At 75.3% G+C, this 13,631-nt stretch carries 13 protein-coding genes and 1 riboswitch; of the genes, 8 read left to right on the top strand and 5 right to left on the bottom strand.

What is annotated here, in order from left to right:
- Positions 1 to 469 precede the first annotated feature (469 nt).
- The 4 genes from Ae717Ps2_RS40410 to Ae717Ps2_RS17435 form a co-directional block, all read right to left on the bottom strand.
- Positions 470 to 547 (bottom strand): putative leader peptide, encoded by a 78-nt coding sequence (locus tag Ae717Ps2_RS40410; RefSeq protein WP_369804876.1) that lies wholly within the window; start codon positions 545 to 547, stop codon positions 470 to 472.
- Positions 548 to 724: 177 nt separating this feature from the next.
- A complete protein-coding gene (locus tag Ae717Ps2_RS17445; RefSeq protein ID WP_233147604.1) occupies positions 725 to 1,600 on the bottom strand; it encodes an ABC transporter permease in 876 nt (291 codons plus the stop codon).
- A 10-nt stretch (positions 1,601 to 1,610) separates the two neighbouring features.
- On the bottom strand, positions 1,611 to 2,411 hold the full coding sequence (locus Ae717Ps2_RS17440; protein ID WP_075307369.1) for an ABC transporter ATP-binding protein: 801 nt from the start codon (positions 2,409 to 2,411) through the stop codon (positions 1,611 to 1,613).
- Positions 2,412 to 2,439: 28 nt separating this feature from the next.
- Positions 2,440 to 3,534, bottom strand: a complete 1,095-nt coding sequence (locus Ae717Ps2_RS17435) for an ABC transporter substrate-binding protein (protein WP_075307367.1) — start codon at positions 3,532 to 3,534, stop codon at positions 2,440 to 2,442.
- Positions 3,535 to 4,116: 582 nt separating this feature from the next.
- Positions 4,117 to 4,211: riboswitch (SAM riboswitch) on the top strand.
- Positions 4,212 to 4,216: 5 nt separating this feature from the next.
- Here Ae717Ps2_RS17435 and Ae717Ps2_RS40405 point away from each other — a divergent pair.
- The 8 genes from Ae717Ps2_RS40405 (at position 4,217) to Ae717Ps2_RS36180 (ending at position 12,485) form a co-directional block, all read left to right on the top strand.
- Entirely contained in the window at positions 4,217 to 4,315 is a 99-nt protein-coding gene (locus Ae717Ps2_RS40405; protein WP_337819522.1) for a putative leader peptide, read from the top strand.
- A 118-nt stretch (positions 4,316 to 4,433) separates the two neighbouring features.
- Positions 4,434 to 5,687 (top strand): LLM class flavin-dependent oxidoreductase, encoded by a 1,254-nt coding sequence (locus Ae717Ps2_RS17430; RefSeq protein ID WP_075333615.1) that lies wholly within the window; start codon positions 4,434 to 4,436, stop codon positions 5,685 to 5,687.
- Entirely contained in the window at positions 5,684 to 7,060 is a 1,377-nt protein-coding gene (locus Ae717Ps2_RS17425; RefSeq protein ID WP_075307363.1) for an NtaA/DmoA family FMN-dependent monooxygenase, read from the top strand. The genes Ae717Ps2_RS17430 and Ae717Ps2_RS17425 overlap by 4 nt, the downstream gene beginning before the upstream one ends.
- Entirely contained in the window at positions 7,057 to 8,688 is a 1,632-nt protein-coding gene (locus tag Ae717Ps2_RS17420) for an ABC transporter substrate-binding protein (protein ID WP_233147603.1), read from the top strand. Before Ae717Ps2_RS17425 ends, Ae717Ps2_RS17420 begins: the two co-directional genes overlap by 4 nt.
- Entirely contained in the window at positions 8,685 to 9,635 is a 951-nt protein-coding gene (locus Ae717Ps2_RS17415) for an ABC transporter permease (RefSeq protein ID WP_075307361.1), read from the top strand. Before Ae717Ps2_RS17420 ends, Ae717Ps2_RS17415 begins: the two co-directional genes overlap by 4 nt.
- Entirely contained in the window at positions 9,632 to 10,534 is a 903-nt protein-coding gene (locus Ae717Ps2_RS17410; protein WP_075333614.1) for an ABC transporter permease, read from the top strand. The genes Ae717Ps2_RS17415 and Ae717Ps2_RS17410 overlap by 4 nt, the downstream gene beginning before the upstream one ends.
- On the top strand, positions 10,531 to 12,159 hold the full coding sequence (locus Ae717Ps2_RS17405) for an ABC transporter ATP-binding protein (protein WP_075334307.1): 1,629 nt from the start codon (positions 10,531 to 10,533) through the stop codon (positions 12,157 to 12,159). The genes Ae717Ps2_RS17410 and Ae717Ps2_RS17405 overlap by 4 nt, the downstream gene beginning before the upstream one ends.
- Before the next feature lie 122 nt (positions 12,160 to 12,281).
- Entirely contained in the window at positions 12,282 to 12,485 is a 204-nt protein-coding gene (locus Ae717Ps2_RS36180; protein ID WP_020622181.1) for a hypothetical protein, read from the top strand.
- Between the two features lie 186 nt (positions 12,486 to 12,671).
- Here Ae717Ps2_RS36180 and Ae717Ps2_RS17395 read toward each other — a convergent pair whose 3' ends face one another.
- On the bottom strand, positions 12,672 to 13,592 hold the full coding sequence (locus Ae717Ps2_RS17395) for a TIGR03564 family F420-dependent LLM class oxidoreductase (protein WP_043276436.1): 921 nt from the start codon (positions 13,590 to 13,592) through the stop codon (positions 12,672 to 12,674).
- Between the last annotated feature and the right edge of the window lie 39 nt (positions 13,593 to 13,631).

The raw sequence follows: 13,631 nt of genomic DNA, 5'->3' as shown, positions 1-13,631 counted from the left end.
GGAGGGCATGCCCGGCCGGCCCGGGTCGCCGGTGCGGCTCGGGCGGTGCGGATGCCGGATGCGGATGCCGGACGCGGAGGTCCGGTGCGGAGGTCGGTGCCGGACGGACGTGGCGGTGTGGTGCGGGTGGGCCGTCGCCGGGCGGGTCGGGTGCGGGTGGGGCGCCGGCGGTGCCGGCACGCCGTGGCTCGACGCGTCGGGCGGTACGGCGGGACCGGTGCCCTCGCGTCGGCCGGTGGGGTCAGTGCTGCCGGGCGGTCCGGTGCCTCGGTGGGGCCGGTGCGGCGGCGCTGTGGGGAACCGCCGCACCGCCCCGGAACGAGGTGGACCCCGGCGGGAACCGTTCCGGTGGGCCGGGTGCCGGGCCGGCACCGCGGTCGTGGTTCGCCGGTGGTGCGGTCGCGGTCACCGTCGGGTGCCGCGGTCGGCCGGGCGGTGCGGTCGGCGGCGCGGCGCGGCGGGAGCGGTGTCAGGACCGACAGAGCGCCGACGCGACGCGTGCGAGGTCGATGTGCGCGCGCGTGGTCAGCGGAACCGGAACGGACATACGGTGACGGTAACCGGCCCGCGTCCGAAACCCAACCCCTGGAGTTGGGATTGGGGTCACGGCGTTTCGGCTGGTGGGAACGGTTCTGATCGCCCGTCCGGACACCTGGGCAGCACACGGCACGAGCGGGCCGTCCGTACGGGGTACGTCCGGACGGCCCGCTCGGGTACCGGCGGGTCAGACGGTGAGGGCGAGCCCCCGGGCCCGCAGCACCCGTCGCTCCAGGGGGCGGAAGACCAGCAGCTCCACCCCGATGCCGACGATGAGGATCAGCAGGATCGCGGCGAACACCTGGACGATGTCGTTCACGTCGGCGCCGTTCTTCAGGTAGGCGCCGAGCCCGACCCCCAGCGCCGGGCCGGCGGCGATGATCTCCGCGGCCATCAGCGAGCGCCAGGAGAACGCCCAGCCCTGCTTGCAGCCCGCGAGGTAGCCGGGCAGCGCCGCGGGGAGCAGCACGTAGCGGGCCATCTGGTAGCCGGTGGCGCCCAGCACCTGGCCCGCTCGCGGCAGGATCGGCGGCACCTGGTCGATCCCCGCCACCAGGCCGTTGGCGATCGAGGGGACCGAGCCGAGCAGCACCACGAAGAAGATCGTGGTGTTGGTCAGCCCGAACCAGAGCACCGCGGCCGGCACCCAGGCCACCGACGGCAGCGACTGCAGGCCGGTGAGCAGCGGGCCGATCGCCGACCGGATCACCGGCACCTTGGCGACCAGGACGCCGAGCGGGGTGGCGATCACCAGGGCGAGCAGGAAGCCGAGCGCGGCCCGGCTGATCGAGGTCCACAGGATCGACCAGATCTCGCCGCTGGCGACCGTCGCGCCGAACGCCTCGGCCACCGCGCCCGGTGCGGGCAGCTTGTACTCCGGCGTGATCGCCGAGGCCCAGACGATCTGCCAGACCAGGACGATCAGGGCGAGCGCGACCAGCGGTGGCAGCCAGGTCCGCAGGAACCGCTGCCACCACGGGGTGGTGCGCTCGACCGGGGTGTCGAGGGCGTCGAGCCCGGCGACCGCGGCGGCGGAGTCCCGGTCGTTGTCGACGACCGTCATCGAGGAGTCCTCACGCGGCATGGCTGGTGATCACCTGCCGCAGTCGTCCGGTGATGTCGTCGTGCAGCTCGGCCTGGGCCTCGGCGTCGTGTCCGTCGGCGGGCACCGACCATTCGCGGACCACGGTGCCGGGACGCGAGGACAGCAGCACGACCCGCTCGGCCAGCCGGACCGCCTCGCGCACGTCGTGGGTGACGAACACGATCGTCGTGCCGGTGGCCCGCCAGACCCGCAGGAGCTCGCCCTGCAGCACGTCTCGGGTGATCGCGTCGAGTGCGGCGAACGGCTCGTCCATCAGCAGCAGCCCGCCGGTGCCGGGCTCGTCGCCGAGTCCGGTCGCGGCGGCGAGCGCCCGGGCCAGCGACACGCGCTGGCGCATGCCACCGGACAGCTCGTGCGGCCGCTTCCCGCCCACGCCCTCCAGCCGGACCAGGGTGAGCAGCTCCTCGGCCCGCTCACGCCGGGCCGCCCGGCCGTGCCCGGCGAGCTTGAGCGGCAGCTCGACGTTGCGCAGCGCGGTCAGCCACGGCATGAGCGCGGCCTCCTGGAACATGAACGACGGTCGGGCGGACCCCACCGCGACCTCGCCCGCGGTCGGCTCGTCGAGCCCGGCGAGCAGGTTGAGCAGCGTCGACTTGCCGCAGCCGGAGGCACCGAGCACGCAGACGAACTCGCCGTCGCCGACCCGCAGGTCGATCCCGTTGAGCGCGGTCACCGCCCCGGGGCCGGTGCCGAAGGTCTTGGCGACCCCCGACAGCTCCACGGCCGTGTCGCGGGCCGGGGGGCGCCGGGTGGTGAGGTCGACGGTCATCGGTGGTTCCCCTCGTCGGTCGGGATGGTCAGTTCGCGGCGGCGAGACCGGCCGGGTCCACGGCGGCCTCCCCGGAGCTGGTGCGGACCGCGTCGATCGCGGTCGGGTCGAGGAAACCGGTCAGGTTCGCCTCGCTCTGCGCGATGCCGGCGGTGACGGAGTCCTTCGCCAGCTGCGGGAAGGTCGAGGCGAGCGGGTCGGTGTCGAAGGACAGCTCGGTGAAGGCGCGGTCGAGGATGTTCGCGGCCAGGGGCTTGCCGGTGATCTCGCCGATCGCGGCGTTGGACACGGTCTTGGCCTGCGCCGGGTCGCTGCGGATGAAGGAGATGGCGGCCTGCTCGCCGCGCAGGATCGCCTCGACGGTCTGGGGGTGCTGCTGCAGGAACTCGGTCCGGGCGATGACGACGGTGGTCGGGAACTTCCCGTCCGGCCACAGGGCCTTCTCGTCGACCAGCACCTTCGCGCCGGCGTCGACCAGGCGCGAGCTCCACGGCTCGGGCAGCCACCCGCCGGCGAGCTTGCCCTGCTTGAACAGGTCGAGGGTCTGCGGGTTGTCGATGTTCTGGACGGTCACCGCGTCCGGGCCGTCCCCGATCGGGAGGTTGTTCTCCTTGAGCCAGGTCTTGAAGGCGATGTCCTGGGTGTTGCCCAGCTGCGGCGTCGCGATGATCTTGCCCTTGAGCTGCTCGGGCGAGGTGATGTCCGGGCTGGTCACCAGCTGGGCCCCGGCCGAGGTGGAGCCGGCGACCAGACGCACCGCCTCGCCGTTCGACTTGGTGAAGGCGTTGATCGCCGGGCCGGAGCCGATGAACGCGACGTCGATCGAGCCGCCGAGCAGGGCGTTGACCTGGTCCGGGCCGGCGTTGAAGGTCTGGGTGGTGAGCTTCGTGCTGCCCAGCTCCTTGGCGAACAGGCCCTGCTTCACCCCGACCAGCGCGGGGGCGTGGGTGATGTTCGGGAAGTAGCCGACGCGGACCTCGGCGGCGGGGGAGGTGGCACCTGCGGCGGTGGTGCTCTCGGCGGCGCGGGAGCAGCCGGCCATGAGTCCGAGCGCGGTCAGCAGCGCGAGCAGGACGGCGGCGGTGCGCACCCGGGAGCCGGGGCGCAGGACGTGCGGGGACATCGCGGGACGGGGTCCTTCCGTGGTGGGCGGCGGGCGGTCGGGACGACCACGGCGCGCCGGGTCCGGCCGGCCGGGACGGCGTGCCGGGATGCGGGACGGGTGGCGGGCCGGACCGGTGTCCGGCGGGCGATCCCTGTTCCGGCGGATGCGTCGGACGCCGGACGTGTGGCGTTACCGTCCGCGGAAGAGCGGGGACCGGTACGGCTCGGTCAGCGACAGAGCTCGCTGTAGGCGGGGGCGCGCCGGCTCGGCCAGAACGGCTCGAGGCCGGTCGGACGCACTGGCACCGCGCGCCGTGCGGCTCGGGCCGGCTGGTGGGGGGAGGGCTCGGTCGCACCCCCTGCGAACCGGTGGGGGCGCGAGGGCCTCCGTCGGCTCGTCGTCACCCGACCAGGGTGCGTCGTGGTCACCTCTCCGGACAACCTGGTGTCCACCCCCCAGGAAAGCGACCGGCTTGTCCGGACAGGTCGAGCCGGTTAGGCGTCCCGATTCCGCCGGTCGGGAGCTTCGGTGCGGCGGGCATCACTGGGCCGGCTCCGCGGGTTGACACCATCGGGCACGGGCTCCCTACAGTCGGGGTGCACACCATCCGGAGCGGCCGAGAGACCCGGCTCGACGACGCCGCAGCAACCCCCCGCAGCAGCGGGTGCGGGTGCTCCAGCCGGGTTCGATGGAGGAGATCATGCGGTCGATCGCGGAGCAGGTGCGCGGCGCGCACCACCCTCGGTACCGGCGCCACGTCGACCTGATGCGGGTGGCCGGCGCGACCTGTCGGGCCTGACACCGCCCCGTCCCGCGCTGCGCGTCGCCCGCCGGCGCCCCGTCGGCGGTGGCGTCCGCCCCCCCGTGACGTCCCACCCGTTCCGTCGCGCCCCGTGCGACGAGGAAGCGATGCCCTCATGTCCACAACGGACACCTCAGACCGGCCGCTGCACCTGGCCGTCGCGCTCGACGGCGCCGGCTGGCACCCCGCCGCCTGGCGCGAGCCCGGCGCCCGGCCCGGCGAGCTGTTCACCGCGCGCTACTGGGCCGACCTCGCCCGCACCGCCGAGCGCGGGCTGCTCGACCTGCTCACGATCGAGGACGGGTTCGGCCTGCAGTCCGGGGACCACCTCCACGGGGCACAGCGCCGCACCGACCGGGTCCAGGGACGCCTCGACGCCTCGCTGGTCGCCGCCTTCCTCGCCCCGCTGACGTCGCGGATCGGGCTGGTCCCGACCGTCACCACCACCCACACCGAGCCGTTCCACGTCGCGTCCGCGCTGGCCACCCTCGACCACGACAGCCACGGCCGTGCCGGCTGGCGGGTGCAGACCTCGGTCCGCGCCGACGAGGCCGCCCACTTCGGGCGCCGCACCGTCCCCGGGCTGCGCCGCGCCGACCTCGACACCCCGGCCGGCCGCGCGCTGGTCGCCGAGCTGTTCGGGGAGGCCGCCGACGTCGTCGAGGTCGTGCGCCGGCTGTGGGACTCCTGGGAGGACGACGCCGAGATCCGCGACGCGCTCACCGGGCGCTTCGTCGACCGCGACAAGCTGCACCGGGTCGACTTCGCCGGGGAGCACTTCGGCGTCGCCGGCCCCTCGATCGTGCCGCGTCCGCCGCAGGGCCAGCCGCTGGTCCTGTCACTGGCCCACGGCTACGAGCCGGCGTTGCTCGCCGCCCGGGTCGGCGACGTCGTGGCCACCACCCCGCACGACGCCGACGACGCCGCCCGCATCGTCGCCCAGGTCCGCTCCGCCGAGGCCGCGGCGGGCCGCACCGCACCGCCGCTGCGCATCCTCGGCGACGTGGTCGTGGTGCTCGCCGACACCCAGCGCGCCGCCCGCGAGCGGCTCGCCCGGCTCGACGCACTCGACCCGCTCTCCTCCGACGCCGCGATCCTCGCCACCACCCCCGCCGGGCTCGCCGACACCCTGCTGTCCTGGCGCCGCGCCGGGCTCGACGGTTACCGGCTGCGCCCGGCCGTCCTGCCGACCGACCTCGACGCCGTCGTCGACGGCCTGGTCCCCGAGCTGCAGTCCCGCGGCGCGTTCCGCACCGCCTACGGCGAGACCACCCTGCGCGAGCGCTTCGGGCTGCCCAGGCCCGCCAGCCGCTACGCCGCCGGGGCCGGGTCCGCCGTCGTCCCGACCTTCTCCGGAGCCACCGCATGAGCAACAGGAAGCAGATCGTGCTCGGCGCCTACTTCCCGGGCGTCAACCACGACACCGTCTGGAGCGACCCGGCCTCGGGCAGCCACATCGCCTGGGAGTCGTTCGAGCACTGGGCGCGCACCGCCGAGCGCGGGCGCCTCGACCTGCTCTTCCTCGCCGAGGGCCTGCGGCTGCGCACCCGCGGCGGGGAGATCTTCGACCAGGACGTCGTCGGACGCCCGGACACCTTCACCGTGCTCGCCGCGCTGGCCGCGGTCACCGAGCACATCGGTCTGGCCGGGACGATCAACTCCACCTTCAACGAGCCCTACGAGCTGGCCCGCAGGTTCGCGACGCTGGACATCCTCTCCGGCGGGCGCGCGGCGTGGAACGTCGTCACCAGCTCCGACGCCCCCACCGGCGAGAACTTCCGCCGCGGCGCCTACCTCGGCCACCACCAGCGCTACGAGCGTGCCGGGGAGACCCTCGCCGCGGTCCGGGCGCTCTGGGACTCCTGGGGTTCCGACGCCGTCGTCGCCGACCCCGCGTCGGGCACCTTCCTGCGCGACGGCCACGTCGGCGACTTCGCGGTCTCGGGCAACCAGTTCGACATCGCCGGGCGCTTCACCACCCCGCGCAGCCCGCAGGGCCACCCCGTCGTGCTGCAGGCCGGCGAGTCCCCGGCCGGTCGCGACTTCGCCGCCGCGTCCGCCGACGCGATCTTCTCCCGGTACCAGAAGTTCGACGAGGCCCGCGCCTTCTACGACGACGTCAAGGCCCGGGTCCGCAAGGCCGGCCGCGACCCCGACGAGGTGCGGATCCTGCCCAGCGCCGGCGTCGTGCTCGGCGACACCGACGCCGAGGCCCGCGAGCGTCACGAGTACATCCACGACCAGCAGGTCGACCCGTGGACCTCGATCGTGCTGGCCGAGATGGTCTGGAACCGCGACCTGTCCGGCTACGACCCGGACGGGCCGCTGCCCGACGTCGAGCCCACCCCCGAGGCCCCGAAGTGGATCGAGGGCCGGGCCCCGCTGACCCAGGACGCGCACGCCACGGTCGCCGCCTGGCGCGAGCTCGCCGATGCCCACGGGTACTCGCTGCGCGAGACGGTCAAGCACGTGTTCGACCGCGCCGTGTTCGTCGGGACCCCCGAGCACGTGGCCGACGAGATCGACCGCTACGTCCAGAACGACGCCTCCGACGGGTTCATCCTCGGCTCCCACGTCAGCCCGTCCGGCCTCGACGAGATCGTCGACCGGGTGGTGCCGATCCTGCAGGAGCGCGGGGTGTTCCGGACCGACTACACCCCGGGCGCGACGCTGCGGGAGAACCTCGGTCTCGCGCACCCGTCGCGGTTCGGCGAGCGCCACACCCCGGCTGTGACGGCGTGAGCCGCCGGTTCGGGTCCGGGCGGGGCGTGACCGCCGGCCGCTGCGCGGTGCTGCTCGCCGCCACCGCGCTGGTCCTCACGGCCTGCGGATCGGGCGCCGGTGGCGCCGGTGACGATGCCGGGCCGCCCCGTCCCGGCGGCACCCTGGTGTTCGCGGTGTCCTCGGACCAGGGCTGCGCCGACCCGCAGCAGGTGCAGAGCAACGACTCGATCTACTCGCTGCGCCAGATCGTCGACTCGCTCACCGACCAGGACCCGTCCACCGGGGCGATCGTGCCGTGGCTGGCGACCCGCTGGTCGTCGAACGCCGACGCCACCGCCTGGACCTTCACGCTGCGCCAGGGCGCGACCTTCTCCGACGGCGCCCCGGTCGACGCGGCCGCGGTCAAGGCCAACTTCGACCGGGTCGGCTCGCTCGGCGCCCGCGGCAGCCTGCCCAAGGGCTACCTGGCCGGGTACGTCGGCACCGACGTCGCGAGCCCGACCGAGTTCACCGTCCGGTTCTCCCGGCCCAACGTGCAGTTCCTGCAGGGCACCTCCACCCACAGCCTCGGCCTGCTCTCCCCGGCCAGCGCCGCCCGCTCCGACGACGAGCGCTGCGCGGGCGTCGTCGGCTCCGGGCCGTTCACCCTCGAGCGCTACGCCAAGAACGACGTCACCGTGCTCGCCAAGCGGGCCGGCTACGACTGGGGCTCGCAGCTGTTCACCCACCCCGGCGAGGCCTGGCTCGACCGGGCCGAGTTCCGCGTCGTCCCCGAGTCCGGGGTGCGGGCGGGCAGCGTGCAGTCCGGCGAGGTCGACGCGATCGCCAGCGTCGGCCAGCAGGACGAGGCCCCGCTCACCGCGGCGGGCGTGCAGCTCCCGGCCCGGCCGAACCCCGGCCTGCCGTTCGGGATCACGTTCAACCAGGGCACGCCGCTGGGTGCCGACGCCGCCGTCCGGGAGGCGGTGAGCCGGGGCATCGACCGCAACGAGGTCGTCGCCGCGGTGTACCCGAGCCAGACCCGCGCGGCGACGAGCCCGCTGTCGTCGACGACGCCGTCCTACGCCGACCAGTCCGCGCTCGTCGGCTACGACCCGGCCGCCGCGACCGCCGCCCTCGACCGCGCCGGCTGGGTGCCCGGTCCGGACGGCATCCGCGCCAAGGGCGGGCAGCGGCTGACCGTGCCGCTGACCTTCGCGCAGAACATCGGCACGACCAAGCCCGCGCTGGAGCTGATCCAGCAGCAGCTGCGCCGGATCGGGATCGACGTGGCGCTGCGCGAGGTCCAGATCGCCGAGACCCAGGCCGTCCTCGACGGCGGTGACTTCGTCGCCGCGTGGGGCAACCTGACCCGGGCCGACCCGGACATCCTGCGGTCGACCTACGGCACCGACGGAGTCAACCGGTACCGGTTGCCCGACGGGCCGCTGCAGGCACCGCTGCTGGCCCAGGCCGCGACGGTGGACCCCGCGCGGCGCGCGGCACTCGTCGGGCAGGCGCAGGCGCTGCTCGCGCAGCGCTTCGACACCGCGCCCGTCGTCGAGCTCACCACGGTGCTCGGCGTCGGCCCGGACGCGCACGGGGTCGCGTTCGACGCGTCCTCGCGCATCCAGCTCCACGACGCCTGGAAGTCCGACGCGCGATGACCCTTCCCTACCTGCTGCGCCGCCTCGGGCTCGCCGCCGTCGTGCTGTGGGCGGCGTGGACGGTCAGCTTCGTCGTGCTGTACCTGCTGCCCGGTGACCCGGTCGCGACCATGGCGTCGGCGTCGGACGGCGAGCCGGTCTCCCCGGCCGAGCTCGCCGCCCTGCGCGCCCGCTACGGCCTGGACCAGCCGCTGCCGGTGCAGTACGTGACCAAGCTGTGGGCCGCGCTGCACGGCGACCTCGGGACCTCCTTCGTCAGCGGGCAGGACGTGCGGACCGCCGTCGCCGAGGCGCTCCCGCCGACCCTGCAGATCGCCGCGGCCGGGCTGGTCGTGGCGGTCGTCGCGGGCACCGCGGTCGCCGTCGCGGCGACCTGGGTCCGGTCGCCGTGGCTGCGGCAGGTGCTGGCGTCGCTGCCGTCGCTGGCGGTGTCGCTGCCGGTGTTCTGGGTCGGGCTGATGCTGGTGCAGCTGTTCTCGTTCTCCCTCGGCTGGCTGCCGTCGGTCGGCGACCGCGGTCCGGAGTCGCTGGTGCTGCCCGCGGTCACCCTCGGGCTCCCGACCGGCGCGCTCGTCGCCCAGGTGCTGGCCAAGAGCCTCGGCCAGGCACTGGACTCGCCCTACGTCACCACCGCCCGCGCCAAGGGCGTCGGCGAGGCCGCGGTGCACCTGCGCCACGCGCTGGGCAACGCCGCGATCCCCGCCCTCACCGTCCTCGGCTACGTCGTCGGCAACGTGCTCGCCGGGTCCGTCGTCGTCGAGACGGTGTTCACCCGACCCGGCCTGGGCCGGCTCACCGTCGCCTCGGTCGGGGCGCAGGACATCCCCGTCGTCCAGGGCATCGTGTTGTTCGCGGCACTCGCGTTCGTCGTGGTCAACCTGCTCGTCGACCTGGCCTACCCGCTGCTCGACCCGCGGGTCGCCGTCGCCTCCGGGAGCTCCCGATGACCCTGCTCGACCGCGACCTGGCCACCCCGGCTCCCGCGCCCGGCGCGGAGCCGGTTCCGGCCCCGCGCCGCCCGGCGGCCCGGCTCGGCCGCCTCCTGCGGGCCCGGCCCGGGCTCGTGCTCGCCGCGGCGATCGTGCTGCTGGTGCTGACCGCGGCGTTCGTGCCGTCGCTGCTCGCCCCCGGCGACCCCGCCGTCGGCGACACCGCACGCCGGCTGTCCCCGCCCGGACCGGGCCACTGGTTCGGCACCGACCACCTCGGCCGCGACGTGTGGACCCGCGTCGTGCACGGCGCCTCGCTGTCGCTGCAGGCCACGGTGATCGCGGTCGCCGTCGCGCTCCTCGCGGGCGGGCTGATCGGGCTGGTCGCCGGGTTCGCCGGTGGCTGGGTCGACGAGGTCCTCATGCGCGGCGTCGACGTGCTGCTCGCCATCCCGGCGATCCTGCTGTCGCTCGCGCTCATCACCGCGCTCGGCTTCGGCACGGTGAAGGTGGCGATCGCGGTCGGCGTGGCGAGCGTCGGGAGCTTCGCCCGGGTGATGCGTGCCGAGACCCTGCGGGTGCGCCGCGCCCTCTACGTCGAGGCCGCCCGCGCCGTCGGCACCCGCTGGTACGTCTCGCCGTGGCGCCACGTCCTGCCCAACGCGGCCGGACCGGTCGCCGTGCTCGCCGTGCTGGAGTTCGGGCTGGCGATCCTCGCGGTGTCCGCGCTGAGCTTCCTCGGCTACGGCGCCCCGCCACCGGCCTCGGAGTGGGGCTCGCTGGTCGCCGACGGCCGGAACTACCTGGCCGTCGCCTGGTGGGTGTGCGCGATGCCGGGCCTCGTCATCGCCGCGACCGTGCTGTCGGTCAACCGGATCGCCCGGGCCCTGGACGGCGAGTGGAGGCGGTCGGCATGAGCGCCCTGCTGGAGGTGACGGGTCTGGAGGTCGCCTACGCCGCCGGTGGCGGGACGGTGCACGCCGTGCGCGGCGTCGACCTGACCGTCGCGCCCGGGGAGGTCGTCGCCGTCGTCGGGGAGTCCGGGTCGGGCAAGACCACCCTGGCCTCCGCGGTGCTCGGGCTGCTGCCCGCCGCAGGGTCGGTCACCGCGGGCACGGTCGCACTCGACGGCACCGTCCTCACCGGGCTGTCCGAGCGCGCCTACCGGTCGGTGCGCGGAGCCCGGATCGGGTTCATCCCGCAGGACCCGGGCGTCGCGCTGAACCCCGTGCAGAAGGTCGGTGTGCAGGTCGCCGAGGGCCTGCGCGCCCACGGGCTCGCCGACCGCCGCACGGCCGCGGCCCGCGCCGTCGAGCTGCTGGCCGCGGCCGGTCTCGACGATCCGGGGACCCGCGCCGGGCAGTACCCCCACCAGCTGTCCGGCGGGATGCGCCAGCGGGTGCTCATCGCGATCGCCCTCGCCGCCGGACCCTCGCTGGTCGTCGCCGACGAGCCGACCAGCGCGTTGGACGCGACCGTCGCCCGCCGGATCCTCGACCACCTCGACGCGCTGCGCCGCGAGCGGGGCACCGCGCTGCTGCTGATCACCCACGACCTCGCCGTCGCCACCGACCGGGCCGACCGGATCGTCGTGATGCGGCACGGTCGGGTCGTCGAGCAGGGCACCCCGGCCGAGCTGCTCGCCGGGGCGCAGGACCCCTACACCCGGGAGCTGCTCGCCGCCGCCCCCGGTCTCGCGATCACCGCCCCGCCGGTGCTGCCGCCCGTCGACACGGCGGGGACCCCGGTCGCCGAGGTCCGCGACCTGGTCAAGGAGTTCCCGCTGCCGCGGGCGCGAGGGTCCTGGACGCGGCGCACCCACCGCGCCGTGGACGGGGTGTCGTTCACGATCGCCCGCGGCGAGACCGTCGCGCTGGTCGGGGAGTCCGGCTCGGGCAAGTCGACGACGGCGCGGCTGCTACTGCGCCTGGAGGACCCCACCTCCGGGCAGGTGCTCCTCGACGGCGAGGACGTCACCCGCGTCCGCGGCGAGGCGTGGCGTCAGCTGCGCCGCCGCGCCCAGCTGATCTACCAGAACCCCTACGCCTCGTTGGACCCCCGGTTCGCCGTCCGCGAGATCGTCACCGAGCCGCTGCGGGCGTTCTCCGTCGGGTCGGCCGCCGAGCAGGCCGACCGGGCCGCGGAGCTCGTCGACCGGGTCGCGCTGCCGGCCGGGGTGCTCGACCGGCGGCCCGAGGAGCTGTCCGGGGGACAGCGCCAGCGGGTCGCGATCGCCCGCGCGCTCGCGCTCTCGCCGGACCTCGTCGTCGCCGACGAGCCGGTGTCCGCGCTCGACGTCTCGGTGCAGGCCCAGGTGCTGGAGCTGCTCGCCGAGCTGCAGCAGCGCGACGGCCTGTCCTACCTGTTCATCTCGCACGACCTCGCCGTGGTGCGGCGGGTCGCGCACCGTACCGGCGTCCTGCGCGACGGACGGCTCCGCGAGCTGCGGCCCACCGCGGAGCTGTTCGACGACCCGCAGGACGAGTACACCGCAGAGCTGCTCGCTGCGATCGCCGGTAGACGGGCGGGGGTGGTGTCGTGACCCGCACCGTCCTGTCCCGGCGGCGTCACATCGACTACGTGCGGATCTCCTCGACGCTGTGTCGTCGCGGCCGATCGACCCGACCGATCGACCCCGACAGCCACGTCACCAGGAGACATCCCATGAGCGTTCCGACCCTGCCCACCACCGATCCGGGTACCCAGCTGCTCGACGGGCTCGACGCCCTCGTGCGGCGCCACCGCGCGCTGCGTGGCGGCGGCGACCCCGTCAACGACGCCCTGCACGCCGAGCTGATCACCGCCGAGGTGGCCCAGCAGCTCGCGGCGGCCCGCACGGCGCTGCGCCGCCGACCGCGCGTCGCCTGATCCCCGTCCGCCGGGACGCGGCACGCCCGTCGCGTCCCGGCGGACCCGGGACGACGCCGAGATGCAGCTCAAGGGGCGCGGAGTGACCCCGTGCGCCCGCTGGGCCGCATCTCGGCGGGCGAGGGAGCGCGCGCCACGGTGCCACCGGGCAGCCGGCGTACGGCCACCGCCCGGGCGCGGTACTGCTCAGGACCGCGCGATCCGGCCGAGTACGGCCACGGTGCGGGCCCGCTCGGCGGCGTCGCCCAGCGGGCTGACCAGCAGGTCGGTGGCGCCGGCGTCGGCGTAGCGGGCGATCCCGGCCGCGATCGTGTCCTCGTCCCCGGCGACGACGAGCCCGCCCGGGGAGCCCAGCCCCTCCCGTTCCAGCACCCCGGCGTAGGACGGCAGCCGGGCGTAGTCCGCGTAGTCGACCGCGGCCGCTGCCCGCACCCGGTCCGGTGCGGTCGTCGCCGACACCGGCACCCCGACGACCACCCGCGGCGACGGCCGTCCGGCGGCCGCCGCGTCGAGCAGCGGCCGGACGTGCTCGGAGATCGTCCGCGGCCCGGTGAGGAAGGTGATGGTGCCCGTGGTCCGCTCACCCGCCAGCCGCAGCATCCGCGGGCCCAGCGCACCGAGCAGCAGCGGGACCTCGGGCGTGGCGCCGGGCACCGCCGTGTCCGCCGGGTCCGACCCGGGACCGGACGAGCCGGGGACCCGTTCGCCGCGCAGCAGCGGGGCGAGCACGTCGAGGTGGTCGGTCAGCGCGGCCACCGGCCGCGTGAACGGCATGCCGTACACCTCCAGCAATCCCGGGTGGCTCACCCCGAGACCGAGCGTGAGCCGCCCACCGGACGCCGCCTGCACGGTCAGCGCCTGCGCGGCCAGCACCCGCGGGTGCCGCGGCTGCACCACGACGACCGACGCGCCCAGCTCGACGTCGGGGACCTCGCGGGCGACGGCGGCGTACAGGGTGAGCGTGTCGGCCCCGTACCCCTGGGGCAGCCACACCGTGCGCAGCCCGGCGGCGGCCACCACCCGCGCCCGCGCCACGATCTCCTCGACCAGGTTCGCGGGTGGGGGATCATCGAGCCCGGCCGCGAGGTTGACACCGATACCGATCATGGGGTCCACCGTCCGCCGGCGGCCGGGACCGGACCAGGA

This window comes from Pseudonocardia sp. Ae717_Ps2 (assembly GCF_001932475.1).
In the GTDB taxonomy this organism is placed as follows: Bacteria; Actinomycetota; Actinomycetes; order Mycobacteriales; family Pseudonocardiaceae; genus Pseudonocardia.
The sequence above is the reverse complement of the archived record's forward strand: the minus strand, read 5'-3'. Positions and strand labels throughout refer to the sequence as shown.

Excerpts from the sequence above, each read along its gene's own strand:
- Ae717Ps2_RS17440 (WP_075307369.1), bottom strand. The coding sequence starts at position 2,411 with ATGACCGTCGACCTCACCACCCGGCGCCCCCCGGCCCGCGACACGGCC.
- Ae717Ps2_RS17430 (WP_075333615.1), top strand. The coding sequence starts at position 4,434 with ATGTCCACAACGGACACCTCAGACCGGCCGCTGCACCTGGCCGTCGCG.
- Ae717Ps2_RS17410 (WP_075333614.1), top strand. The coding sequence starts at position 9,632 with ATGACCCTGCTCGACCGCGACCTGGCCACCCCGGCTCCCGCGCCCGGC.
- Ae717Ps2_RS36180 (WP_020622181.1), top strand. The coding sequence starts at position 12,282 with ATGAGCGTTCCGACCCTGCCCACCACCGATCCGGGTACCCAGCTGCTC.
- Ae717Ps2_RS17445 (WP_233147604.1), bottom strand. The coding sequence starts at position 1,600 with ATGACGGTCGTCGACAACGACCGGGACTCCGCCGCCGCGGTCGCCGGG.
- Ae717Ps2_RS17435 (WP_075307367.1), bottom strand. The coding sequence starts at position 3,534 with ATGTCCCCGCACGTCCTGCGCCCCGGCTCCCGGGTGCGCACCGCCGCC.
- Ae717Ps2_RS17425 (WP_075307363.1), top strand. The coding sequence starts at position 5,684 with ATGAGCAACAGGAAGCAGATCGTGCTCGGCGCCTACTTCCCGGGCGTC.
- Ae717Ps2_RS40405 (WP_337819522.1), top strand. The coding sequence starts at position 4,217 with ATGCGGTCGATCGCGGAGCAGGTGCGCGGCGCGCACCACCCTCGGTAC.
- Ae717Ps2_RS17395 (WP_043276436.1), bottom strand. The coding sequence starts at position 13,592 with ATGATCGGTATCGGTGTCAACCTCGCGGCCGGGCTCGATGATCCCCCA.
- Ae717Ps2_RS17405 (WP_075334307.1), top strand. The coding sequence starts at position 10,531 with ATGAGCGCCCTGCTGGAGGTGACGGGTCTGGAGGTCGCCTACGCCGCC.
- Ae717Ps2_RS17415 (WP_075307361.1), top strand. The coding sequence starts at position 8,685 with ATGACCCTTCCCTACCTGCTGCGCCGCCTCGGGCTCGCCGCCGTCGTG.
- Ae717Ps2_RS40410 (WP_369804876.1), bottom strand. The coding sequence starts at position 547 with ATGTCCGTTCCGGTTCCGCTGACCACGCGCGCGCACATCGACCTCGCA.